The 23,110-nt window shown below is 53.7% G+C and carries 18 protein-coding genes, 1 tRNA gene and 1 pseudogene; 11 read left to right on the top strand and 9 right to left on the bottom strand.

Going from position 1 to position 23,110, the window contains the following annotated elements:
• Position 1: 1 nt before the first annotated feature.
• The gene (locus SIB41_RS09885) at positions 2-523 is read right to left on the bottom strand and encodes a photosystem I assembly protein Ycf3 (protein WP_011131357.1); all 522 of its coding nucleotides are present in this window, start codon (positions 521-523) and stop codon (positions 2-4) included.
• A 144-nt stretch (positions 524-667) separates the two neighbouring features.
• Between SIB41_RS09885 and SIB41_RS09880 the strand changes: the two genes are divergently transcribed.
• The 3 genes from SIB41_RS09880 to SIB41_RS09870 are packed head-to-tail and all read left to right on the top strand — an operon-like array spanning position 668 to position 4,616.
• Positions 668-2,992 (top strand): heavy metal translocating P-type ATPase, encoded by a 2,325-nt coding sequence (locus SIB41_RS09880; RefSeq protein WP_413358552.1) that lies wholly within the window; start codon positions 668-670, stop codon positions 2,990-2,992.
• Positions 2,989-3,639 (top strand): dTMP kinase, encoded by a 651-nt coding sequence (tmk, locus tag SIB41_RS09875; RefSeq protein ID WP_011131355.1) that lies wholly within the window; start codon positions 2,989-2,991, stop codon positions 3,637-3,639. The genes SIB41_RS09880 and tmk overlap by 4 nt, the downstream gene beginning before the upstream one ends.
• Positions 3,636-4,616, top strand: coding sequence for a DNA polymerase III subunit delta' (locus SIB41_RS09870; protein WP_413358550.1), 981 nt, complete (start codon positions 3,636-3,638; stop codon positions 4,614-4,616). Before tmk ends, SIB41_RS09870 begins: the two co-directional genes overlap by 4 nt.
• Here the strand turns inward: SIB41_RS09870 and SIB41_RS09865 are convergent.
• From SIB41_RS09865 to SIB41_RS09850, 4 genes are all read right to left on the bottom strand, one after another.
• Positions 4,613-5,419 carry a response regulator transcription factor gene (locus SIB41_RS09865; protein ID WP_063396743.1) on the bottom strand — a complete coding sequence of 269 codons (807 nt, stop codon included), beginning with the start codon at positions 5,417-5,419 and terminating at the stop codon, positions 4,613-4,615. The genes SIB41_RS09870 and SIB41_RS09865 overlap by 4 nt on opposite strands.
• A 280-nt stretch (positions 5,420-5,699) precedes the next feature.
• A tRNA-Asn gene (locus SIB41_RS09860) sits at positions 5,700-5,771 on the bottom strand.
• 23 nt (positions 5,772-5,794) lie between these two features.
• A complete protein-coding gene (locus SIB41_RS09855) occupies positions 5,795-6,472 on the bottom strand; it encodes an ABC transporter ATP-binding protein (protein ID WP_063404795.1) in 678 nt (225 codons plus the stop codon).
• Between the two features lie 41 nt (positions 6,473-6,513).
• On the bottom strand, positions 6,514-6,777 hold the full coding sequence (locus SIB41_RS09850) for a hypothetical protein (RefSeq protein WP_041384706.1): 264 nt from the start codon (positions 6,775-6,777) through the stop codon (positions 6,514-6,516).
• Positions 6,778-7,404: 627 nt separating this feature from the next.
• Here SIB41_RS09850 and SIB41_RS09845 point away from each other — a divergent pair.
• From SIB41_RS09845 to SIB41_RS09835, 3 genes are all read left to right on the top strand, one after another.
• A complete protein-coding gene (locus tag SIB41_RS09845; RefSeq protein WP_413358548.1) occupies positions 7,405-8,391 on the top strand; it encodes a pectate lyase in 987 nt (328 codons plus the stop codon).
• 240 nt (positions 8,392-8,631) lie between these two features.
• Complete coding sequence (locus SIB41_RS09840) at positions 8,632-10,260, top strand: DUF2079 domain-containing protein (RefSeq protein ID WP_413358546.1); 1,629 nt, start codon at positions 8,632-8,634, stop codon at positions 10,258-10,260.
• 18 nt (positions 10,261-10,278) lie between these two features.
• Positions 10,279-10,455, top strand: a complete 177-nt coding sequence (locus SIB41_RS09835) for a hypothetical protein (protein ID WP_155724705.1) — start codon at positions 10,279-10,281, stop codon at positions 10,453-10,455.
• A 117-nt stretch (positions 10,456-10,572) separates the two neighbouring features.
• On the opposite strand, the gene SIB41_RS09830 is transcribed toward SIB41_RS09835, so the two are convergent.
• From SIB41_RS09830 to SIB41_RS09820, 3 genes are all read right to left on the bottom strand, one after another.
• The gene (locus SIB41_RS09830; RefSeq protein WP_413358544.1) at positions 10,573-11,985 is read right to left on the bottom strand and encodes a DUF2079 domain-containing protein; all 1,413 of its coding nucleotides are present in this window, start codon (positions 11,983-11,985) and stop codon (positions 10,573-10,575) included.
• An 80-nt stretch (positions 11,986-12,065) separates the two neighbouring features.
• Complete coding sequence (locus SIB41_RS09825; protein ID WP_413358541.1) at positions 12,066-13,613, bottom strand: ArnT family glycosyltransferase; 1,548 nt, start codon at positions 13,611-13,613, stop codon at positions 12,066-12,068.
• Between the two features lie 437 nt (positions 13,614-14,050).
• Entirely contained in the window at positions 14,051-15,691 is a 1,641-nt protein-coding gene (locus SIB41_RS09820) for a 4-amino-4-deoxy-L-arabinose transferase (RefSeq protein WP_413358539.1), read from the bottom strand.
• Between the two features lie 307 nt (positions 15,692-15,998).
• On the opposite strand from SIB41_RS09820, the gene SIB41_RS09815 reads away from it, so the two are divergent.
• From SIB41_RS09815 to SIB41_RS09800, 4 genes are all read left to right on the top strand, one after another.
• Positions 15,999-17,645, top strand: coding sequence for an iron uptake porin (locus tag SIB41_RS09815; protein ID WP_413358538.1), 1,647 nt, complete (start codon positions 15,999-16,001; stop codon positions 17,643-17,645).
• A gap of 143 nt (positions 17,646-17,788) precedes the next feature.
• Entirely contained in the window at positions 17,789-18,757 is a 969-nt protein-coding gene (gene cysK, locus SIB41_RS09810) for a cysteine synthase A (RefSeq protein ID WP_413358536.1), read from the top strand.
• Between the two features lie 23 nt (positions 18,758-18,780).
• A complete protein-coding gene (locus tag SIB41_RS09805; RefSeq protein WP_413358534.1) occupies positions 18,781-19,479 on the top strand; it encodes a J domain-containing protein in 699 nt (232 codons plus the stop codon).
• Positions 19,476-21,569, top strand: coding sequence for a phospholipid carrier-dependent glycosyltransferase (locus SIB41_RS09800; protein ID WP_413358531.1), 2,094 nt, complete (start codon positions 19,476-19,478; stop codon positions 21,567-21,569). The genes SIB41_RS09805 and SIB41_RS09800 overlap by 4 nt, the downstream gene beginning before the upstream one ends.
• Here SIB41_RS09800 and SIB41_RS09795 read toward each other — a convergent pair.
• Positions 21,548-21,793, bottom strand: a complete 246-nt coding sequence (locus tag SIB41_RS09795) for an NAD(P)H-quinone oxidoreductase subunit O (RefSeq protein WP_011131340.1) — start codon at positions 21,791-21,793, stop codon at positions 21,548-21,550. The two genes, SIB41_RS09800 and SIB41_RS09795, sit on opposite strands and share 22 nt — an antisense overlap.
• On the opposite strand from SIB41_RS09795, the pseudogene SIB41_RS09790 reads away from it, so the two are divergent.
• Positions 21,792-23,110: pseudogene (locus SIB41_RS09790) on the top strand (cation:proton antiporter). The gene SIB41_RS09795 and the pseudogene SIB41_RS09790 overlap by 2 nt on opposite strands.

The raw sequence follows: 23,110 nt of genomic DNA, 5'->3' as shown, positions 1-23,110 counted from the left end.
TTTAGAAATAGACGTCTATGTTGCTTCGGCCTGTTGTCTTCAGCCAGTTCTCAATATCTAGGTAGCCGCCGGGATAGAGCCTTACCGCTTGGGTCCACACGTCTGCAGCTCTGTCGAACAATCGATCAGCTTCGTCTTGCAGACCAGCTTCTTGTGCTGTGCGGCCGCGTTTTTCGTAAATCAAGCCCATGTTCTTTAGGCAGGAGGGCTGATTTGAGTTTTGGTCAAGGGCCCTCTGATAGGTATCAAGAGCGAGGTCCTCGTCCCCGTTGCTCATATAGATGATCGCCATGTTCTTGAGGGTTTCACTGCGGTCGAAGGGGCTTTCCTCAAGCTTCAGACTCTCTTCATAGTTTTCCAGTGCCTCTGCATAGTCGCCTGCGTTCTGGGCTGATAGGCCATCGCGGTAATACACATAGGCTCTTTTCGCCTTATCGTTGATTGGCATCATCTTCACGATTAGATCGGCCATCACCGTGAAGGTCTTGTCAATGAAGTTGTCTTTGTTTTGGGTGCGTGGCACGGCGTGAATAAAGGAATCACACCATTATCCTCGCCTTATTCTGAAAACACTGTTTTGAGTCTCTGGTGAGATCTTTGGGCTGCTGTTATGGGATGGGCTATGCGTAACGATTGTCATTAGCGTGCGGGAACATTTCACCGATCCGTGAGCCGCAACGACCGTCTATTGGCTCATCCATCCGTCGCACTCGATATCGAGGGGATGAAATGCGGCGGCTGCGTTCAATCGGTAGAGCGTATTTTGCTTGAGCAGCCCAGTGTTGCTCGTGCCAGTGTCAACTTGGTAGCCCGCACTGCGTGGCTGGATCTCAACGATCCAGGCCAGTCTCTTGAGCCGATCCTTGCTGCTCTGGCAGCTCGGGGTTTCTCTGCTCAGCCAAGAAATACGGGCTCATTAGAACAGCTAACGCCTTCAACGCGTGATTCCCTAGGGGCTTGGTGGAGTCAGTGGCGTCAGTTAATGGTGGCCTTGGTGTTGCTGTTGCTGTCTGTTCTTGGTCACCTTGCTGCCGGTGGACATCTTGAGCTGGTGATTGTAGGGGCCTTGCCCTTCCATGCCGGATTGGCCACGGTGGCTTTGTTGGGCCCTGGTCGGCCGATTCTTGTTGGCGGAGCGCGGGCGGCTCTTGCCTTAACCCCCACCATGGACACCTTGGTGGGATTGGGCGTTAGCAGTGCCTATCTGGCGAGCCTGGTTGCTCTGCTTTGGCCTCAGGTGGGTTGGCCTTGCTTCTTCAATGAACCCGTGATGTTGCTCGGCTTTGTCTTGTTGGGAAGGTTCCTTGAGGAGCGTGCTCGTTTCCGCACTGGGCGGGCCCTCCAACAGCTGGCTCAATTGCAGCCAGATACTGCGAGGTTGCTGGCAGGTGATGGGACTATCCGTGAGGTAAGAGTCGGTGCTCTCAGACCTGGGGAGAGGGTTCAGTTGTTAGCAGGGGATCGCATTCCTGTTGATGGCATGGTGCTGGAGGGACATTCCGCTGTCGACGTGTCCAGCATTACTGGTGAGCCATTGCCGTTGGAGGCAGCTCCAGGAATCGAGCTGACTTCAGGCAGCCTCAATCTTGAAGCCACCTTGTTGCTAGAAGTGCGACATGTGGGAGCTGAGACAGCTCTGGCAAGAATCATTAGTTTGGTGGAACAGGCCCAGGCGCGTAAGGCTCCTATTCAAGGCCTGGCTGATCGGGTTGCAGGTCGCTTTTGCTATGGCGTTGTCAGCCTGGCACTGCTGACTTTTCTGTTTTGGTGGCAACTGGGTGCACGTCTTTGGCCAGAGGTGTTGCACGCTTCGGGTCAGGGGTTGGTGCATGGATATGGTCATCATGTCCCGCTTGGAGGCGTCGCTGAAACTTCCTTAGGATTGGCTTTACAGCTCGCCATCGCTGTTCTAGTCGTGGCCTGTCCCTGTGCATTGGGATTGGCAACGCCCACAGTGATCACAGTGGCCTCTGGTCAGGCGGCCCGCCGGGGGTGGTTATTTCGCGGTGGGGATGTGATTGAAATGGCAGCCTCGCTGAGGCAAGTTGTCTTCGACAAAACTGGCACTCTTACCCTTGGCCGCCCTTTGGTGGCAGGGGTTGTTGGCACAAAAAAACCTGATCAATTGTTGCAGCTAGCTGCAAGTCTTGAGCAAAACAGTCGCCATCCCTTGGCCCATGCTGTTTTGCAAGAGGCTCAACGGCATCGGCTTTCGCTACTGTCCACTTTGGCAACCCGTACCTATCCAGGCTCCGGCCTGGCCGGTGAGCTTGAAGGTGTAGAAGGAACGGTTCGAGTAGGTACACCGGAATGGCTTCAGGCTGAAGGGGTTCATTGGACAGCTGAACTTCAGGCTGATGTTGAGCTGTCGTCTCTTCAGGGGCAATCGGTGGTAGCCGTGGCTCTGGGGGAAGAGCCTTTGGGCCTTGTGGCCATTGATGATCGGCTTCGACCTGATGTGTCTGTTGCTTTGGATCGATTACGAGAGCAGGGGATGACTCTGGCCATGCTTAGTGGTGATAGACGTCAGGCGGTGGAACGCCTGGGGCAGCAGTTGGGTTTTCAACCCCATCAACTGGGCTGGCAGTTGTTGCCTGATCAGAAGCTTGAGCGCTTGCAACGTCTTCGCAAGGCTGGACTGTTGGCAATGGTTGGCGATGGCATTAATGATGCCCCAGCTCTGGCGGCAGCAGATCTTGGTATCGCTGTGGGTACCGGCACGCAGATAGCCCAGGATTCTGCTGATCTGGTGTTGCTTGGGGATCGCCTGGAGGGTTTGCCGGAAGCCCTGTTGTTGGCTCGCCGCACCATGGCAAAAGTGCGTCAAAACCTGACTTGGGCCTTTGGCTACAACCTCATTGCTTTGCCAATTGCTGCAGGATTGTTGTTGCCGGGCTTTGGGTTATTGCTCTCCCCACCCATCGCAGCTCTATTGATGGCCCTTAGTTCAATCACGGTGGTCGTGAACGCTTTGGCACTGCGTACTACATGAGTGGTCGCTTTCTTGTTCTGGAGGGTATTGACGGCTGTGGCAAGACCACTCAGCTTCGTCACCTTGCCAACTGGCTGCCACGCAGCGGTTTGATGCCTGAGGGTGCAAGGTTGCATCTCACCCGTGAGCCCGGTGGTACGGCTTTGGGTATTGCCTTGCGCAAGTTGGTTCTTCACCCGCCTGGGGATGCCTCCCCAGAACCCCTTGCGGAACTGTTGTTGTATGCGGCTGATCGAGCCCAGCACGTGGCTCAGTTGATCCGACCGGCGCTTGAGCAGGGGCACTGGGTTCTCAGTGATCGTTTTAGTGGCTCTACCCTTGCTTATCAGGGTTATGGAAGAGAGTTGGATCTGGATTTGATTCAGCAACTCGAGCAGATCGCCACGGCTGGACTTGTCCCGGACCTAACTTTTTGGTTGGAGTTGCCTGTAGAAGAAAGTCTGCTTCGGCGTGATGCAAGATCTAACGATCGAATCGAAGCGGAAGGAGTTGATTTTTTAACCAGGGTGGCAACTGGATTTGCTGTTTTGGCTAGGGAACGATCTTGGGTGCCGTTGCAGGCGGATCAACAAGTTGAGTCAGTTAGTTCTGCTTTGGAGAGCCAGCTGAAGCACCATTTTGGGCCTTTGCAAGAGAGCATGCGATGAGCCTTGAGATTGAGTCGCGTGGGCTGTTTGAAGATTTGATCGCTCAGCCGTTGGCAGTTGCATTGCTGGAGGCAGCCCTGAGTCAGGGTCGACTGGCTCCCGCATATCTCTTTTCTGGTCCAGATGGAGTGGGTCGCAGTTTGGCGGCATTGCGTTTTCTCGAGGGCCTCATCAGCAGTGGTAAGCCGGCCCTGCGTGAACGCAGTCGTTTAGAGGCGTTCAACCATCCTGATCTGCTTTGGGTCGAACCGACTTATCAGCATCAAGGCCGCTTGGTCCCTAAGTCCCAGGCAGAGGAAGAAGGTGTCAACCGCCGTTCCCCCCCACAGGTGCGCCTCGAACAGATTCGCGGGGTGACAAGATTCCTAGGACGACGACCTGTTGAGGCCCCAAGGGGCATGGTGGTGATTGAAGCAGCAGATTCTATGCCCGAAGCTGCTGCCAATGCTTTGCTTAAAACGCTGGAAGAACCAGGTCATGGCTTGTTGATTCTGCTTTCGACCGCTTCTGAGCGCTTGCTCAAGACAATTCGTTCTCGATGCCAACAGATTCTTTTTGCTCGTCTTGAAGCAGCTGACATGCAGGCTGCTCTGGCCAGGACGAGCACAGCTGAGATGGGGTCGTCCTTGTTGGCATTGGATCAGCCGGAACTGGTTGCGATGGCGGCTGGTTCTCCTGGGGCGCTGTTGCAGAATTTTGGGCTCTGGCAGGCAGTCCCAGAGGAGTTTTGGCTACGGCTTGAAGAGCGTCCCCAAAAGCCAATGGAAGCCTTAGCTCTGGCGAGGGACCTTACGGAGGCTCTTAATGTGGAGCAGCAGCTTTGGCTGATTGATTGGTGGCAACAACATTTTTGGATCCAACGGCCTGATCCAACACCACTGAAACGTTTGGAAAGGCTGCGTGCACACCTGCTGGGGTTTGTGCAACCCAGGCTGGCGTGGGAAGTGGCTTTGCTGGAACTGATTCCTGGCGCTTAAGCGCTGGCGCGCTCTCCTTGCTTGTTTTGTGCTTCTCTGGCTTCCCTCTCTTGGCGTGCCTGGATTAGTAGGTCTTGGAACCCTTCGAGTTGTCCTCCTGTAGGCAATTCAAGGCAGTAACCAGCCCCGTAGACGGTTTTAATGAAGCGGGGTTTACGTGGATCGGGTTCCAGCTTGGTGCGCAGGTGGCGAACGTGTACTCGGATGGTTTCGATGTCATCATCAGGTTCATAGCCCCACACCTCCTTAAGGATTAGAGAAGGTGCCACGGTCTGTCCATGGCGCTGAAGTAGGCAGTGGAGCAGCTCAAATTCCAGGTGCGTGAGCCGTACGGGACGCTCAAACCAAATCGCTTCAAATCGTTCAGGCACGAGTGTGAGAGGGCCGTAGCTGAGGATCTCGTGATGAGCGTTGGTGCCCACCGGCGCTCGATCGGTGCGACGTAGTAGGGCTTTCACCCTCACTTGCAATTCTTCAAGATCAAAAGGCTTTGTTAGGTAATCATCCGCGCCTGAATTGAAGCCGGTGACCTTATCTTTTGTGCCTCCCAAGGCGGTGATCATCAAGATCGGAATCCCCGCGGTGCGCTCGTCTCGACGCAACCTCTGGCAGAGAGTTAGCCCATCTACGTTAGGAAGCATCAAGTCGAGCAAAATCAGGTCTGGGGTGTACTGAAGGGCAAGAGCCTGACCTTTGATGCCGTCTTCAGCCTTCTGTACGTCAAAACCATTGTGCTCTAAATGGCTGCTTACCAGTTCACGCATGTCCTGGTCGTCTTCGATCAGCAGGATGCAAGGCTTCATTTAGATCGGAGTCCAGGAGGAATTTGAAATCATCGGGGTGCTGTGAAGTCAGCGCTTGTCAGATTCTCTCAAGATTTGCTTTGAGGTGCATCATTGGCATCTCTGTGGGGGCATAGAGCCCAATCACTGAAACTCCCATGCAGACTGACCTTTTGACTGGCTGACGAATTCCTTAAAGGCGTCCTCTTTTTAGGAAGTCTTCCGAATCTGTCCATGCACTGTTGTGGATGCCCTCTAACAGGCAATCAAAAACCACAGCCACCGGCTGTGGATCTGAAAACTCCCCGGGCGGGATTCGAACCTGCGACCAATCGATTAACAGTCGACCGCTCTACCGCTGAGCTACCGAGGATTGCAACCCGAAGAACCTACCCTTCATCCCCGCCGACCTGCAAGGGGTTGGAGGTTTTGTCTTAGCTGATGGCCAGATTGCCAGGCTCCTACTCGGCCGTGTTCCATCCTGGCAGCCCCATCAGCATGGTCGAGTTCTTCGAGGCGATGGGTGACCCAAAGGGCCGTTAGGGGTGCGTGGGAGCGATGGCAAAGCTGTTGAACTGTTGCCAAAATTCTTTGTTGGCTTGCTGGGTCTAGGAGTGCTGTTGGTTCATCCAGCAGCAGCAGTGTGGCTTCACTGGCCAGGGCGCCGGCAATTGCTAGGCGTTGTTTTTGGCCTCCGCTAAGGGTATGAATCGGGCGCGATTCCATGGCGGCCAAACCAACCTGCTCTAGGGAATCGCCAATGCGCTGTTGGCGTTGTTTGATTGGGATGTCGCTAGGTAAATTCAGCAGCAAGTCGCTGCCGCAACTTGGCAACAGCAGTTGATGGTCAGGGTTTTGAAACACCAGAGCAGGTTTGAGCATGCAAGTCACCTGACCATGCTGTGGCTGTAATAAACCGCTGATTAGCTTGGCAAGGGTGCTTTTGCCGCTGCCATTGCTGCCTACGAGCATCCAAAGGCCTGGTTCTGGAATTGCAAAACTGCATTGGTCCAAGGCTTTTGTGCCGGAGGGCCAAATGAAGCTCACCTGCTCAAAACTTAGGAGGGGGGCCATCTCTCAAGATGCTTTGATCAGCGTTCTCGTCCACCATGGCCTCAGGTTTCAAAGGAAAAGCCAGGCCGCTTACTGCCTCCAGTTGCTGCTGTTTTCTCATAGAGCTGAACAGCAACTATTTCACTGACTAAAACAGTGACTTTCTTGTCTTCGACTTTTTCGCAACTGAGCTCCAGAAGGTGAGGCTGACCTCTCTCCAGGCATTTGCGCACTTGCTGGTAAACGGCTTCCGCATCTGTCAATGCTTTGCGCTGCACAGATACCGGCAAGGGGCTCAATTTGAGGGCCAGCTCAATGACGTACACGGACAACGTTGACAGGATTGCATCATTCTTGCGAATCAAGCTCCACTATTTGCCATGCAGGCCAAAGTGGATAAGTATTTACACTTAGCAATGAACCGTTTGCTCGAGTGGTCGTCATGCATCCTCTCCATGGGGTCAGTGTCCAGTTGGAGTGATGTGGACAGTCAAGGATCTTTTGCTCGGATGGGTGATGTGTGCCCCTTTAGTCTTTGATCTTGTCGTGTCGGCATTGTTTGTTTGGGCGCCGATCTGCAGCTCACCGATTTCGTCTCACAGGAAATCTGCGCCCCTGAGGAGTTAGAGCTCGACAGCTTCTCGCTTGAGTATTGATTTTTGATTGCAGTAATTAGAGCCTGGAAGCCCTTTGTGGGCAAGTATTTTTAAAACTGTCTTCCCCATTATGATCTACTTGCTGCAGGCAATGCCGTGCGATTTATGGCATCAAGGGCTGGATTTTAATTTTAAATCAATCCCTAGTAAGCAGTGAATTTATTGATTGAAGTCCTTTGCTATGAGTCTTTTGGCGATGCCAATGGCCTAGGTGGCTGTGATGGGCTTCTTCTCTTGACTATCACACGGCCAATTAAGATTGTATTAATCTTCCCTTAAGACACAGAGCAGTGCCTAATGAGTACTCCCCTTCCGTCGAATTCCCAGGTTCAGCGAGATGCTGGTGATTCTCTTCGCGAGAGCGTGGTTAGACAAAAGCTTGTGCAACGTATTTGCGGCCAGGCTGTTATCTATTTTGGGGCATTTATTGTTGCAGTTTCGCTGTATAAATTTGTCAGCGCTTTCTCGTTAGATGTCTCTCCTTGGCCTGAGCTGCAGCTTGGAGTCGCTGGTCTGTTGTTAGTTTTTTTAGGTAATTTTCTGCGACGCTCAACCTTCTTAAAGTCTTTGCTTTCGGAGTTTACTCCTTCGGCTAGAGCAAGTCGCTCTCTATTGATGTTGATCCTTGCATTATTTATTATGGGATCTGTAGCTCTATTCAAGCTGTCCGTTCAGGATGTTTTGCGTTACAAACGGCTGCTTGGAGAAGGAGGAATTCTTGAGTACTTGCAGGCTCTAATTCTGTTCACTTCTGCTTGGGTCTCTTGGCTAATTTCTAGGGACTTATGGAGGCGTCTGTTGATGCGCTTGCATGGAGCCATTTATGGGATGATCGCTTTGGGAATGCTTTTTGTTGGCTTAGAGGAGCTTGCTTGGGGTCAGGTTTTGTTCGGCTGGAGAACACCTGATAACATAGCTGCTCTTAATGCTCAAAATCAGACAACAATTCATAACCTCGAGTTTTTTCAAGATTATCTCGATATTAATCTTTTTCTGGTGTCAGTATTGATTCTGGTTTTAGTGTTATGGCGGCCATCTTTTGGATTGTTTAAAGCAAGATCATCTCGAGAGGATGTAATTCCTGCCGGAACATTTTTTCTGCCCAGGTATTTCTGGCCTCTATTCTTTTGTGCTGCATTTTTGTCTTATTTTGTTGCTACCAGGTCAGCGACAGCTTTGGTTCTGAATATTGATCAGGAGTGGGCAGAGTTGATGCTTTATCTCTCCTTCGGCCTAGGGTTGCTGCGAACCTATGTCTTGCTAGCAAACCCGTCAGTGCGCTAAAATGGTTGATAGATATCTGCCGGTATTGAGCAAGTTACCGCCTGAGTCAGTGATGTTATGAGTGAAGGTTGTCTTTTGGTATTAAGTATAATTTTTTTCGCTTATTATTCCATTGATGACTGGATTTGGGAAAGTCTCTAACCAGACTGTCTCTGCCCTTTTCTCCTGGTCTTTATCCTTCCTTGGGATGGTATTTGGCGGCTCTCTAGTATTCATTTCGGCAGCTGAGGAATGATGCGAATGTCATCTCTTGTCAGTGGGTTGAGGTCTTATCGCAGAGACAACTTCCCTTGGGTGGTTCTTGGGATGGCTGGCGGCTTTTGGCTGGTCGGATTGCTGATTCAGTTTTGGCGCCTTGAAAGCCTTACTGCTACTTACGACCAAGCTCTTTTTTTGCAGGAGCTTTGGTCTACTGCTAGGGGGCATTTTTTTGAAAGTAGCCTTTCGTCGGAGTTGTCGGCAGCTGTTGCCAATCAAGATGCTTTGCCAAGCATCGACTATCTCCATCTTGGCCAGCACGCCAATGTGCTGACTGTGTTGGCCGCGCCCTTAGTAGCACTCTTTGGTCGCTGGGCCTTGCCGTTGATTCAAGTGGGGCTGTTGGCTCTAGCAGGTTTGGTGTTGTGGCGGATGGCGTCGGCCCGATTGTCGCGACCCTTGGCGATTCGCTTGACCGCGTCCTACTACCTCAGTGGAACCGTGATTGGCCCACTTGTTGAAAACTTTCACGACCTTTGTTGGTTGCCATTACTGGGCTTTTTGGTTGTTGATGGTCTCCTCAAGCAGGGGTGGAGCCAGGTTATGGCTTGCAGTTTCCTGATGCTGTTGGTGCGTGAAGATGCGGGTCTCACTCTGTTTTCACTTGGATTGTGGGCATCGCTTCGTCGACCTGGTGCACGCGCTATCGGCCTGATGGTCATGGCGATGTCGTTGGTTTATGTGGCAGTGATGACTGGCTGGATTCAGCCCCAGTTTGATTCCTCCCTGTCTGATCGCTTCCTGCAGGAAAAGTTTGGGCATCTTTTGCAAGGCCGCACTGGTGGGACCTTCACCGTTCTATGGACGATGGTGACCCATCCGCTTCGTTTGCTGGCGGCCTTGGTGTCTCCCCCTGGAACCACCTTGGCTTTTCTGCTAGCACCAGCGTTGCCTTTGGCCTTTATCCCCTTTGTCTCGCTGGATGTGGCCCTGATGGTGGCTGTGCCTTTATTCATCGCCTTGGTGTCCCAGGGCATGAGTGCGTTGTCGGTAACGCTCAGGTATGTGCTTGCTTTGGTCCCAGGGTTATTTATGGGCGCAATGCTTTGGTGGCAGGCCCATCCAGGTTTCTGGTCTCATCTTTGGTTCCGGCGTTTCTGGACGGGATGTCTTGCCCTAGGGCTTGTTTTGACTTTGGCAAGCAATCCCCATCGCACGTTCTCCGCTCTGGTACCGGATAGCTTTAGTCCATTCGTTCATGTCTCGCCGGTCGCCATGCTGCAGCGAGCTGCAACGGCCCGCCATGCCGTTGGGCTTGTGCCAGATAACGCCTCGGTCGCTGCTGATACTCCCTTGTTGCCGCTGCTGGCGGAACGGGAAGTTGCCTTGCGCTTCCCGAAACATATCGAGTACTACAACCGTCAGGATCAAATTGAATCGGTTCAATGGGTCTTGGCTTTCCCTGGCTATTACCGTTCGTTGATGCCACTGTTTCGCCAGGAAACGTCTCGTTGGCGATCTATCAAAAAGGCCTTGCAGGAACTCATGGAAGAGGGGCGTTACGGGGTGGTGAGCTGCGCGGATGGGTTGGTGGTTTTGCGCAATAGCGTTGATTCCTCTCCTGATGCACAGCGTTGTCTTGATGCATTGCTAGCACTTGAGCCTGGATGAAATAGAAGGGTTCAGAACGTGCCTTCTGCTCGATTCCGGTTACTGTTGATTTGCTTTGGCAATAGCGAAGTGACTTTGCCTGAAATAGGCATTCGTCGCATGCTTCGTGAATTGTCGTTATCCCCAAAGGAGGAGGTGCTCATGAGTTCCAGTTGTTCGATGCAGGGTCTGCTGATCGCGGAGAACGCCGGCTGATTTTTACACCTGTTCCCTGATCAAATGGTTCCGCGCCAGAGTGGACCCGACGAGAGCCCCCTCCATGTATTCATGGAGGGGGCATCGTTTTGCAGGCTTTTAATCAATTGGAGGGTCTCAAGGTTGTTTGATGGACTTGCGCTCGGACCGCTGACAAAGTTCCAAGCCGTTGTCCCAGCTTTCGCACCACCAGCCAGCTTGTTTGGCTTTGCTTAATAGCTTCTGTTGATGTTTTCGGCTGGATCCCCAACCTGGATCTTTTGGGTTGAGAAGCAGTACATCAAAGCTTTCTAGATCTAAAGACTTTCCTTTGCGGCGGGGGAAGTCAATGGCAATGCGTTGGCTGAGATGGGGGGCGAGATAACTGGTAGTGGCAAGGCGGCTACTGCTAGGAATGTTTGCGATGGCTTCATGGGATGGGGTCAATGCATTGAGTCTTTCGAGATAAGGCCCACTAAAAAACCAGGGCTTAGCAAGGGCTACCCAGCAGATGGTGCTCCAGGTCAGTAGCCGCCAAGGAACAGCTTGTTTTGGGCGTACAGCCAGTCCATCGATGGCAGCTACAACAGCTATCACTGCAATTGGCAGGCTGTAGTGATGGATCAGTGTTCGTTGCGGTGACTCTTCCGATAGCAGATTCACCAGAACTAGCGGTAAACCTCCCATCAGAACGGGTAGGGAGTTTCGGCGCCAGAATGGAGCGACGGCAATACTGATTAACAGCAGATAGATCAGTCCGCCGATCCAATCCACATGCTCGATTAACAACTGAGGCTTTGTGATCAGATTGAAGAGAACCTCATCGAAACTGTCGCCTAGGTAAGAGAAAAGGGCTCCCGCTGCCTTAGGGCCTCCAGTACTGCCTTTCAGCCAGGGGTAAAGCCAGTGATTGAGCATGGCCAACCAGCCCAAGGCCAATCCAATGGCTGCAAAGGCCCAGATCCATCGCTTACGCAAAGCCTGCTCTAACCCCAGGCCTCCTACCACAAGCACAAGTCCATCACGGCAGCTAAGCAATAAGAGCAGTAAGCCAAACCAGAGCCAGGCTTTTTTGGCTCGACTGGCCCAGTAACAAGCTGCCAGGGCCGGCATCACCCATACCTCTGGGTGGAAGTCGAACAGATTGGCGTTGAACACCACTGGCTGCAGCCACCAAAGTGTGCAGATCAGCCAGCACAGTTTTGGAGTAAGGCCTGCTTGTCGGCCCACCCACCAAAGGGGTAGTGCTGTCAGGCTTAGTCCAGCCGCCTGGCTGGCGAGTAGCCATTGAACGCTGGCATGGAAGTGATATGGAATGGCTGCCAGATAGAGAGCCCAGGCGCCGTGATCAGCTAGCAGATGCACCCCTTCCATGGAGGAATAGGGTGGCAACCCTTGGCTGGCCAACCAGACCCACTGGTCGAACAGGCCAAGATCGTAAGCATTGCTCTGCAGCAGAGCATGACGTGTTGCGGCGGCGGCCCAAAGCAGCAGGAAGATTGCCAGGCAGGTGAGGCTCAGGCGGCGGGGTGGGCAGGCCTTGGTGTCCAAGCAGGAATGCTCAAGATGTTGGTGAGCATCTCATAGTCTTTCGCCTCTGCTCAGATAAAGCAGTTGTAGGTACTGATGATTTATCGGATTAATAGGTTGATGGGAGCTAGATAAGTTTGATGAGATGTTTGGGGGCAGTAAGTGGAGTTTGGCTGCTCACACAAAAGAGCCTGCAGGTTATTTCTTGCATGTCCTTGAGTGAGAGGTTTAAAGCTTTCTTCCCAGTTAAGGCTGCCAACGAGATGGGTAGCACCATGCGCATACCAGGCTTTTAGTTGTTTCTGATTAATACTTTTGGCAGTGGTGAGCCAGCCTTGACGTCGTGCAAGGTTCAACAAACTGGGATCACTGCCAGTCACGCTTACGATCCGGGCCTTGCTTGGTAACTCTTTTCTAATGCTTTGGGCTAATGGCATCCAGATTTCTGTTTGTTGGCGCTCGAGAGCCCAATAATCAAAATTGAGTACAGTGAGGCTGATGGCAACAATCAGTGCAAGGTTGATGTTGGTCAACCATTGGTGATGTAGCCCTTTGGATATGATTAACTTCGTCAAAGATTGCCAGCCCCTTCCCATTAATGGGCAGAGAAAAATCAATAGGGGCAGTTGGTAGTACTCATGAATAGAGCTTGCTCGTAAGAAAACTGCTGTGCAGGCTCCAATGCTGAGTAGGCCTGCTGCCAGAATTTGACCACCTGCATCTCGGCGGCATTCCCACAGGCCAAAGATCACGATCGGCACACCCAGCACAGCCAGGTTGCGTACGCTGATTCTCAGCAATAGGTTTAGCCAGAGATTGATATCCAGCAGCAGGCTCAGGCTGCTGCGATCAGAGTTGTTGCCCCAGAATCCGAAGCTCAAGTCACTGGTTTGGCCAAGTTGATAAGCATGGCCATACCAAAGGGCTCCAATCAGTATTGAGCTACCTGCATAGATCCAAGCACCAGGCGAACGTGCAAGCTTTCTTAAGTTTCGAATGCACGTTGCAAGTGGTAGTGCTGGTCCAAGTGGCTGAGGCTGCATTTGTACGACCAAAAGGGGTATGCCGAGCCAGATCAAGGGCAGCACTTTGATCAAGCAGGCAAGGCAAAATGCCAGCCAGCTGGTGAGCAGAGCCCAGCGAGAGTGCCGCTCTTTCCAGACAAGCAGCCGCTCGATACTCAGTGCTGCTAGTAGCAGTAGAAGCGCTTCTGCCTGCAAAGTGCGGCCGTAATAAATCCCTAGTGGCAGGACAGCGAAGAAGACCCCGCCCCACCAAGCACTAATCGGATCCAGCAGGCGACGCCCGATGCGGATGATGAGCACGATGGTTAGTGCGCTACAGAAAACCGAAAGGCCTCGTCCCAACCATTCGTGCAAGCCCGCAAGCTTGTAAAGCTGGCCAAGTAGATAGGGATATAAAGGAAACTCGCATTCCACATATCCGGGGCTGGCTCCACCCCAATCAATTTGCGGCAACCAGATCGGGGTGCCTTGCAGGGCAAAATGCCTTGCCATGGCTGCTGTATCCGCCTGGCGCCAGCTATGGATGCCGAGGATGGGAGCCTGCAGTTGGATCAGTCGCAGGATTACCCCTAAGCCCACAGGAAACCAGATTTGTTGAGCCCAGCGGGCAAAAGACTTCGCCATCAGCAACTGTTTTCAATCAAGGGGTATTCCGGATGCAACTGGACTAGGTGACATCGTTCCAGATAAACATCATCAGGATCACTGCTATTAGAGCCGAAAAGGTATTTGCGAGAACGTTTATGTGGCCACCTGCAGTGGCTTCTGGTAAGCAAATTCAGCTTTCTTTCATTGTCTTCGTTAAACCTTCGCCGCTTAAACGATGCATGCGTTGGATGCGGTGATCTTGGTGGGTCAGCGCCATGAAGAGTGCTTTGATGGCGTGGTTTGAAACGTCAGCCTCAACGGGTCGTTTGAGCTGATAGGGCTTCGACAGAACAAGCAGTTCCTTCAGCTGAGTAGTGAGGCTGTTGTGGCTTCGCCGAACCGCCTACAGGAGTTCTGGTTGGTGTGTTCGGCAGAATGCGTGACAGGCCTCGGCTTCCCTAGATCGAGGCAAGTTATTGGGTTTGCGGGCCACAAAAAAGCAGGGCCCAGTCTTCCTTGCTTTGCGCAAGCTTGCACTGCCGCTCCTGAACCATGCTGCTGATTCGCTGGGGATTGCGCGTCAAGATCCATTCAGCGTCTGGAACAGCATCTAAGGAGCTGATGCGCTGGCCTGCATACCAGTTGAGGCTTGGCCTTTCATCATTCCCCTCGAGCACCACCTGCGCTCCCTTTGCTTGTGCTGCGAGCTGGGCGACAGGTTCAACGGGCCAGTTCTCATTGAGTTCCCAGAGCCAGAGTGAGGAGCTCATTAATAGGTATAGAGCTGCGACGCTTCCAGCCACCATGCTGATTGCGCCCAATTTGCGTTTGGTATGGGTTGGGCGCAGCATCAGCCAGCCGCCGATACTCCAGCCCGCCCCAGCAGCGAGTGCAATACCGCTATAGGGATAAAACGTGAGAACTCGCCCTGATGCTCCGATCAGCCCGAATAGAACAAGGGAGATTCCTAGGGCCAGCCAGAGGAACGAAACATGTTTTAAAACTCCTGCACCAGGAGGATTTGTTAGATCCTTCCTTTGAATGAGCCAGGCCAGTGGTGCTCCACAGAGCAGTGCAAATGGGAGCCATAGAGGGTGGCTGTACCAGGGGAGTTGGGTCTTCAATGGCAGGATTGCAATCGCCAAAATGACCTGCGTGGCGAGTGCCCATTTGCCCCAACGGCTGTGTCGTTGACGCCAGGCCCAGGCCATTGCGAAGGGCCATAGCAACAGCCATGGCCAGCCACCTTCCAGCATCTCAATGGCCGGGACTCTCCAGCCGAGATCACTGCCTTCTCCAGCATCAAACAGAACGCGGCCTGCACCATCGCCTCCCCAGAGCCACAGCGCTCCAGTTCCTCGATGTAAGCCATGCCAGAGGTGCCAGGCCAGGCCAGGGATCAGCCCCACTCCAAACCAGCCTGCTAGTGGCCATCGCCACCAGCGCCTGAATTCGCCACCCCAGAGCACAGGAATCAAAGCCGCTGCTGCTGCTGGTAGCAGCAGAGGGGCTTTGAGCAGCAGCATGCCACTGCTGATGAGTCCTGCCCCCAGCATTCGCCAGCGGTCCACTCGGCTGCGGTCGAGGCTTAAAACGAGTAACCACAACAAGGCCATGGCACTGAGTTGAGGGCCGTCGAGCATGGCTAGCCGACCATGTCGTACCACTGGCATCAGCGTTAGCAAAATTGCCGCTGTAGCAAGGGAGCTGGTTCGATCATTTGGTCTTAGATGCCATTGCACAAGCCCCCCTAAGGGGACAATCAGCGTCGACAGCAAGGCAGGAACCAGTCGCGCCAGAGTGTTTGAGGGGAGGCCTGGTAAAGATGTGTCGCCGCTGTTGCTGAGTTGGATGGCGGTAGCAATCAGCCAATGCAGGCCTGGTGGTTTGTTGAGGTAGGGCGAATCCCACAGAGTGGGCAGTAGAGCTTCTAGGCCCTGTTTTTGGCTTAATTCAAAGGCGACTCTGGCAACGATGCCTTCATCAAAATCACGCAGGGGTAGATCTCCTAGCCCCACCAGTGCAAGCACGCATGCCACCAGCCAAAGAAATAGCAAACCCACCAGAGGCGCTCTGCGGATGGATGGGTTGTTTTCAGCTGTTGGCGTGAACAAGATTCAGAGCTAGTCGGCGGGCATGGCAGGCCTTAGGCCAATGGCCGTTATCCACTAAGTGTCACCTTTTGCTGGTCATTGACATCCTTAATCTGCTGAGCTGGGTTCAGCTCGCCAGGGATGACTAGAGGAGTTCATTCAGCGCTTGCTAGCTCTAGAAGGGATGTTGGCTGGCATGGATTGACTTGGTGTTTCTGATACCCACCATTGAAACCATTGATACATCTGTCACACCAAGAGGTGTTTAAGAAGAGAGTAAGGGCCAACATCAAATCGGCGCATTGCGCCTATCTGTGTGAGGAACCAAATGAAACTCTTCCAGCAATTGCTGGTGGCACCTGCTGCCTTGGGCCTGATGGCTCCTATGGCTGCTAATGCCGCAGACCTAGACATCAAAGGTGTGTCCGATTATTCGGCCTCCAGCGAGCAGGTCACCAGCATCTCCCAATTCCAAGATGTTTACCCAACCGATTGGGCTTATCAGGCGCTGAGCAACCTGATTGAGCGCTACGGCTGTGTGGCTGGCTATCCAAGTGGTAGCTACCTGGGCAACAGAGCAATGACCCGCTTTGAAGCGGCTGCTCTATTGAATGCATGCCTCGATCGCATCACTGAAGTCACCGACGAACTGCGTCGTCTGCTCAACGAATTCGAGCAGGAGCTCGCCATCCTCAAGGGCCGTGTTGATGGCCTAGAAGCCCGCGTTGGTGAACTCGAAGCCACTCAGTTCTCGACAACAACCAAGCTTGTTGGTCAGACTTCCTTCGTGATCGGCGCCAACACCTACGGCGGTGATGCTGATGATATTCACGGCAAAGACCGTGACGAGCAAGCTGCCAATGCAAGTGGCGCGACTGTCTTCAACTACGACATGCGCCTTGAGCTCAATACCAGCTTCACTGGTAAGGATCTGTTGAAGACCCGCTTGCGCGCTGGCAACTTTGCCGAATCCCCCTTCGGCAGCAATGGTTATGTTGGCCTCTCAGCCATGGAAGTGGCTTTTGGAGAATCCGGCGACGAGAATGAAGTCACCGTTGATCGCCTCTGGTATCAGTTCCCACTAGGCGAAGAGTTCACTGCCACCATTGGTGGCATGGTTCGCCAGGACAACATGCTTGCCGTATGGCCAAGCAATTATCCGGCTGAAACCATCATTGATTTCTTCACCTACGCCGGTGCACCTGGCGCCTACAGCCTCACCAAAGGTGGTGGTGCTGGCATCTGGTGGGATGACAATGACAGTGGCTGGAGCATTAGTGCTAGCTATGTCTCCGCCAACGCTGATAACGGCAACCCCAATCGCAAGGATGGCGTCAATGGTCAAGTAGGTGGTATCGGCACTGATGCTGCTGCTTCGAACGGCACTGCTCAAATCGCCTACGCTGATGAGCGCTGGGGTGTTGCAGCTGCTTACTCCTATACCTCAGGAGACAATGGCGCTGGTCTTTACGCGGGTAATGGCACCCCGTTGGCAGTTCAGGCTGCTGGCATGGGCACAACCAACTCCTATGGATTGAGTGCTTGGTGGGCTCCAGAAGAGACTGGTTGGTTCCCAAGCATCAGCGCTGGCTGGGGTTACAACGACGTCAACGACAACGATGACAGCGCCGTCTTTGAGTCCGCTACATCCCAGTCCTGGTATGTCGGTCTTCAATGGCAAGATGCATTTATCGAGGGCAATGTCCTTGGTGCTGCTGTGGGTCAGCCCACCTTCGTCACTGACGTCGACTATGACGATAACGACCACGGCGACGAAAATGTTGCTGATGGCAACTACGCCTTTGAACTCTGGTACAAGTTCCAGGTCACCGACAACATCTCTGTGACTCCTGCGATCTTCTACCTAAGCCGTCCTTTGGGTGAACTTACAGATGGTGGTGGTCATTTCCACGGAAACGACGACGACACCTTCAACAACTTCGGTGGTCTCGTCAGAACCACCTTTAAGTTCTGATTTTTTGGCCCAACACAACGTTGGGCCTCATTAGAACACCTCCTCACAATCTCTATCAATTGCAGCCCTCCGGCAACGGGGGGCTTTTTCATGTCTGATCTCCATCGCTTTGTTTGGATGGGTCAGTGGCCATGCCATCGCCCATGACTATCGCTGCTGACATTACGGCCTTAGTTGGGTGCACTCCCTTGGTGCGCCTTAATCGCTTGCCACAGGTCAGTGGTTGCCATGCAGAGGTGTTGGCCAAGTTGGAAAGCTTCAACCCCACTGCCTCGGTTAAAGACCGCATCGCGGGGGCCATGATTCATGCAGCGGAGGAAGCTGGAACCATTGCTCCGGGGCGCACCGTGCTGGTGGAACCCACCAGTGGAAACACTGGGATCGCCTTGGCCATGGTGGCTGCCGCCCGAGGCTATCGCCTCATTCTCACCATGCCGGACACAATGAGTACAGAGCGTCGCGCCATGCTTAGGGCCTATGGCGCTGAACTGCAACTCACCCCAGGCAGCGATGGAATGTCTGGTTCCATTGAGTTGGCAAAGGAGTTGGTAGCAACCATCCCTGAGGCTTATCTGCTGCAGCAGTTTGATAATCCTGCGAATCCGCAGGTGCATGAGCGCACAACCGCAGAGGAGATCTGGAATGATTGCGAGGGGCGGTTGGATGGTCTGATTACTGGAGTAGGAACGGGGGGCACACTCACAGGTTGTGCGCGTTTGCTCAAGCAACGCAATCCAAGCCTGCGAGTGTTTGCGGTCGAGCCAGCGTTAAGCCCTGTTTTGGCAGGCGGGAGCCCTGCTCCACATCGCATTCAGGGGATTGGTGCTGGCTTCATTCCTAGCGTTCTTGATCTCTCTTTGATCGATGAGATCCTGCCGGTCTCTGATGACGACGCGATGGAGATGGGTCGGCGCTTGGCGAGGGAGGAGGGCTTGCTAAGTGGGGTAAGCAGTGGCGCTGCTGTTGCGGCTGCCCTGCAAGTGGGTAGTAGGGCTGAGATGGTGGGCAAGCGCCTTGTTGTTGTCTTGGCAAGTTTTGGTGAGCGTTATCTTTCAACGCCGATGTTTAGCTCTGCTTCGGCGGTGCCGGCGCAGCGTGATGGATACCTTTGATGTCTTCCAAATGACTTGTTTCTATGGCTGCAGATCCCTATCAGGTGTTGGGAGTATCCTCCACCGCTAGCTCGGCTGAGATCAAGGCTGCCTATCGCCAGTTGGTGAAAAGGCATCACCCTGACGCTGGTGGAGATGAGCAGGGGATCCTTGCGCTCAATGCAGCTTGGGAGATTTTGGGGGATTCAGACCATCGACGCGCCTATGACCGCACAAGAAAGCATGGCGTTTCAGTTGCTGACGAAGCGCATCAGCGAGGGGTTCGCAATGCTCGCGCTAGTGCTGCTGCTCGAGCGACCAAAGGCCAGGCTGCAGCAGCAGATGAGGCTCTTGTGCAGTGGATCAAGCAGGTTTATGTCCCGATCGATCGATTGCTGGGGCAAGTGATCAATCCTTTCCCTGCTCAGTTTCGCTCTCTTTCGGCTGACCCTTACGACGATTCCTTGATGGAGGTCTTTTGCACTTACCTCAAAGACAGTAGCAATCGGATTGAAAAGGTGAATAGCCTTTATCGAGCTTTGCCGATACCGGCTTCAGCCCAAGGTTTTGGGTTGAGTTTGTATCACTGCCTCTCGCAGGTGGAAGACGCTTTGGCTGAGTTGGAGCGCTACACGATGGGCTATGTCGATAGTTATCTCCATGATGGTCGAGAGATGTTGCGGGAAGCCAAAAAGCGGCGTTTACGCTTAAAGGAGGAACGCCGTCGGCTGGAGATTTCGTGAAAGCTGCCTGGCGCTTTTGGTCGTTTATTGCTCTGGTCTGGTTGCTGTCTACGGGCATCGATCGGATCTGGTGGCATCACTACGCCAGCATTCCCTCTTGGGATCAGGCCGATTATCTCAACAGCGCTCTTGATCATGGACGGGCATTAGGCCTGTTACCAGGAGGCCAATGGCAGGGATGGAACGCTTTACTCGACCTTTCGCCCAAAATTCCGCCCTTGGCTTCGCTGGTGAATGGCACTGTGATGGCAGTGGCTGGTGATGCTCCGGAGCAGGCTGCTTGGAGCCTTAGCTTTTGGCATGGGCTGCTCCTTGTTGCTGTTGCGGCATGGGGGTTGCGTTTGCGTGGTCAGGGGATGGCATTGCTTGCCGTTGTCTTTGTTGCCATGGCTCCAGCCTTGTTGGAGTTGCGCTCGGATTATGTGTTGGAGATGCCGCTCACTGCTGCAGTCACCTTGGCGTTATGGCGGCTGGGGTGTTGGTGGGATCCACAGCGAGGAGGAGGTTGGGTACAGGCCCTGTTTGCTGCGGCTGCTTGTACGGCGGCACTTTTGGTAAAGCAAAGCGCTTTGTTGGTTTTGCTTCCGGCGCTGTTATGGGCCAGTTGGTGTGCCTTATGTCGTACCAATCGCACCCGATTTCAGCTGCTGGCAGGTGTGGGTGTGTTTTTGTTCGGCATGGGTCCTTGGTTACGTCACAACTGGATCACAACGCTTGGAGGAACGAATAGGGCCGTGATCGAATCGGCGGCTAGGGAAGGGGACCCTTCTCTATGGACCCTTGAAAACTGGCTTTGGTATCTACGTTTGTTGCCGGCGCAGTTAGGCCCTGTTCTGCTCATCGTTGGCCTCAGTGGTTGTGTGCTCTGGTTGGGTATTCACTGCCGCAGCCTTGGATCTTCAACACAGAGAGCAGTGTCTTCTGATGATCCACTGGCTTGGCGTTGGCTGATCGTGACTCTGCTGGCTGGTTGGTTGTTCACCAGCCTCAGTCCGAATAAGGGTGATCGATATATCACTCCACTGCTCCCACCATTGCTTTTGTTGCTTGCTAGGGGTTGGTGGCAATGGGGGTTGTGGGCGAACCGTCGCTGGCTGAAGGGCTCCTGGCTGATTTTGCCTACGACCCTCTTGGCGGGGTTGTTGGCCATCCTTCCTTCAGCTTTGTCGGCTCAGATCACTCGTTTGTCAGAGCGCCACAAGGGGCCTGTGGAGGCCATTGTCCGGGCGGCTGGAGGCGCTGATCCCAATGGCTTGCCCACCACAATCATCGTGGTGCCCAGTACTCCGGATCTCAATCAGCACAATGTCAGTTATTTCGGTCGCAGACGGGGTGGTCGATTGGTAGGTCGCCAGCTTGGTAGTAGTGCAGGTGATGTGGAGCCGGTGCTGCAGCAGGCTGAGTGGGTTGTGCTTGCAGAGGGAGATCAGGGCTCAGTTCGAGACACTGCGGCAAGCCTTGATCAGGCTGTTCGCAGCAGTGGTGTATTTGTTGAGCTGCGCCGTTTTTCACGGCAATCTGGCGGCAGCTATTCCCTTTGGGCACGCAGTTCTGGGGCTCCTAGGGCAGCAAGCTTTGCTGAGCGTTTTCCCTCTCTGGCCCAGGGGTTGGCGAAGGGACCTCAAGGGCTTGAGCCAGTCTTTGCTGCGGTCTCTGTCGAACATATGTTGGATGGCCATTTCAGTTATCGAACTGAAGTGCGAGAAGCCGCAATGCGGCGTTTGCTTGATAATCCTGTTGATACCGATGCCCGCTGGACATTGGCGCTTTTGGCAGTGTTGGCGAATCGCCCTGTTGAGGCAGCGACTCAATTCGCCGTCTTGGAGAAACGACTACCAGAGAGTCCTTGGCCCAGTGTTTATCGCAGTGTGGTGATCCTGGCGGGCTTGAATCCCTGGCAGGCATCAGCTGTGGCTGATCGAGCCCAGCGCAAGCATCCCAATGATCTATTGGCCGGTCTTGGTGATCTCAGTGGGGTTTTGGCAGGAGCTTTGTGGCGTTTGCCTGCGGCCTCAGGCTCGATACCTAAGGCTGTGCAACAGGTTGAGGAAGCGCTAAAGCCCTCTTCTCATGAGAAGGGTTCCAGCTGATCGATCCTTAGCCACACGTCCGGAACAGGCATGCGCCAGCGCACTTGCCCATAGCCCTCTTTGACGGCCAGCAGTTCACCTGGACCTTCGAAAATGTAGTCGGGGGGAGAAGGATCACTGGCCGCTGCTTCAGTGCTGCTGCTAAAGGCGTGCCTATTGACCCGAACAAGGGCTCCTTTCTTGAGTGCTGCCGTGGCCTTTGCTGGTGCAGATGTTTCGGCCATGACGTGGTTTTCTCTAAGACTCAGGCTAGAACCTCCTCAGGATCACCAACATTCTGATTTGGGTCATTCACTCGCCCTCTATTTTTTGGCCTTCGGAGCTCTGTTGCTTGTAGCCGTGCTTCTCGATGACCTGGCGGCTCGCGTGAGGGTTCCGGGGATCCTGATGGTGCTGATTCTTGGTTTGTTGGTTGATAACCATTTGACTGTGGCTTCGGATGCGGCTGATGCCCTCCCTCCCTTGCTTTCCTTGGTCCACGCAGACCAAATCACGCAGGCAGCACTTGTTTTAGTGCTTTTCTTCGGGGGGCTCACGACGAATTGGGCAGAGATGCGCTCTGTGATCCCATCTCGGCCCTAAGGCTGGCAACTTTTGGTGCTTTATTCACAGCCCTTCTGATCACCTTGGCGATGCTTGCATTTGGCTTGGCCGAAGGGAGTGCTGGTTGGGTGGTGTTGTTCCCGCAGGCTTTGTTCGTGGGCGCGATGTTGTCCAGTACGGATGCATCTGCGACCTTTGCTCTCTTGCGGCCTCTCGCTGGACGCTTGCCTAAGCCTGTTTTGGACCTGATTGAGACGGAGTCGGGTTTCAACGACCCTGTCGCTGTGGTTTTGGCAGGGGTGGCAATGGCTTTGGCAGGCGGGGAGGGTGTTGCTCCGGTTGCTTTGGTGACTGTGGTGTTACGTCAGTTTCTTTTGGGCATCTTGCTTGGCTTTCTCGGGGGGAGTCTCACCACTCAGGTGCTCGGTAGTCGTAGGTCTCTGAATACCAATTCCATGTTGCCAGTTGTGAGTCTTGCTTTGTTGATGGTGCTTGCAGGTGGAACCACCTTGATGGGTGGCAGTGCCTTGTTGGCTGCTTATGTGGCGGGGCTTGTGCTCGGAAATGGTTCAAGCACCGATCAGTTGGTGCTTGCGGAGGCCCATTCCAGTTTTGCAAAAATGGCTGAACTGCTTTTGTTTCTTTGTATGGGGCTGGTGGTTTCCCCTGAGGACGTTGTTCGAGCAGCTGGAGGAGCATTCCTACTGTTTCTCTTAATGCAGGTGGTGCGTTGGTTGATTGTTCACTTTCTGCTCTTACGCAGCTCATTTTCGTTAGGGCAGCGGACGTTCGTGTGCTGCGCTGGCCTGCGTGGTGCGGTGCCTATTGCTTTAGCGATTCAGGTCTGGGCCTCGTCGGTGAGTTGGGGAAAAACCATGCCTCCCCTAGCCCTGGCGGTGGTTTTGTTCGGATTGTTGTTCCAGGGGTTTGCTTTAGTGCCTATTGCAAATCGCCTTGGGCTAGCTAGTCCACTGGAAGCTCCGCTCTCAGCCCCTTAG

Source organism: Prochlorococcus sp. MIT 1201 (genome assembly GCF_047303415.1).
GTDB lineage: Bacteria > Cyanobacteriota > Cyanobacteriia > PCC-6307 > Cyanobiaceae > Prochlorococcus > Prochlorococcus marinus_D.
This window is presented reverse-complemented; position numbering and strand designations above follow the sequence as displayed.

Bases quoted from the DNA above. Each gene is read 5' to 3' on its own strand.
- tmk (WP_011131355.1), top strand. From the start codon at position 2,989: ATGAGTGGTCGCTTTCTTGTTCTGGAGGGTATTGACGGCTGTGGCAAG.
- SIB41_RS09870 (WP_413358550.1), top strand. From the start codon at position 3,636: ATGAGCCTTGAGATTGAGTCGCGTGGGCTGTTTGAAGATTTGATCGCT.
- SIB41_RS09865 (WP_063396743.1), bottom strand. From the start codon at position 5,419: ATGAAGCCTTGCATCCTGCTGATCGAAGACGACCAGGACATGCGTGAA.
- SIB41_RS09855 (WP_063404795.1), bottom strand. From the start codon at position 6,472: ATGGCCCCCCTCCTAAGTTTTGAGCAGGTGAGCTTCATTTGGCCCTCC.
- SIB41_RS09845 (WP_413358548.1), top strand. From the start codon at position 7,405: ATGAGTACTCCCCTTCCGTCGAATTCCCAGGTTCAGCGAGATGCTGGT.
- SIB41_RS09840 (WP_413358546.1), top strand. From the start codon at position 8,632: ATGTCATCTCTTGTCAGTGGGTTGAGGTCTTATCGCAGAGACAACTTC.
- SIB41_RS09825 (WP_413358541.1), bottom strand. From the start codon at position 13,613: ATGGCGAAGTCTTTTGCCCGCTGGGCTCAACAAATCTGGTTTCCTGTG.
- SIB41_RS09815 (WP_413358538.1), top strand. From the start codon at position 15,999: ATGAAACTCTTCCAGCAATTGCTGGTGGCACCTGCTGCCTTGGGCCTG.
- cysK (WP_413358536.1), top strand. From the start codon at position 17,789: ATGACTATCGCTGCTGACATTACGGCCTTAGTTGGGTGCACTCCCTTG.
- SIB41_RS09805 (WP_413358534.1), top strand. From the start codon at position 18,781: ATGGCTGCAGATCCCTATCAGGTGTTGGGAGTATCCTCCACCGCTAGC.
- SIB41_RS09795 (WP_011131340.1), bottom strand. From the start codon at position 21,793: ATGGCCGAAACATCTGCACCAGCAAAGGCCACGGCAGCACTCAAGAAA.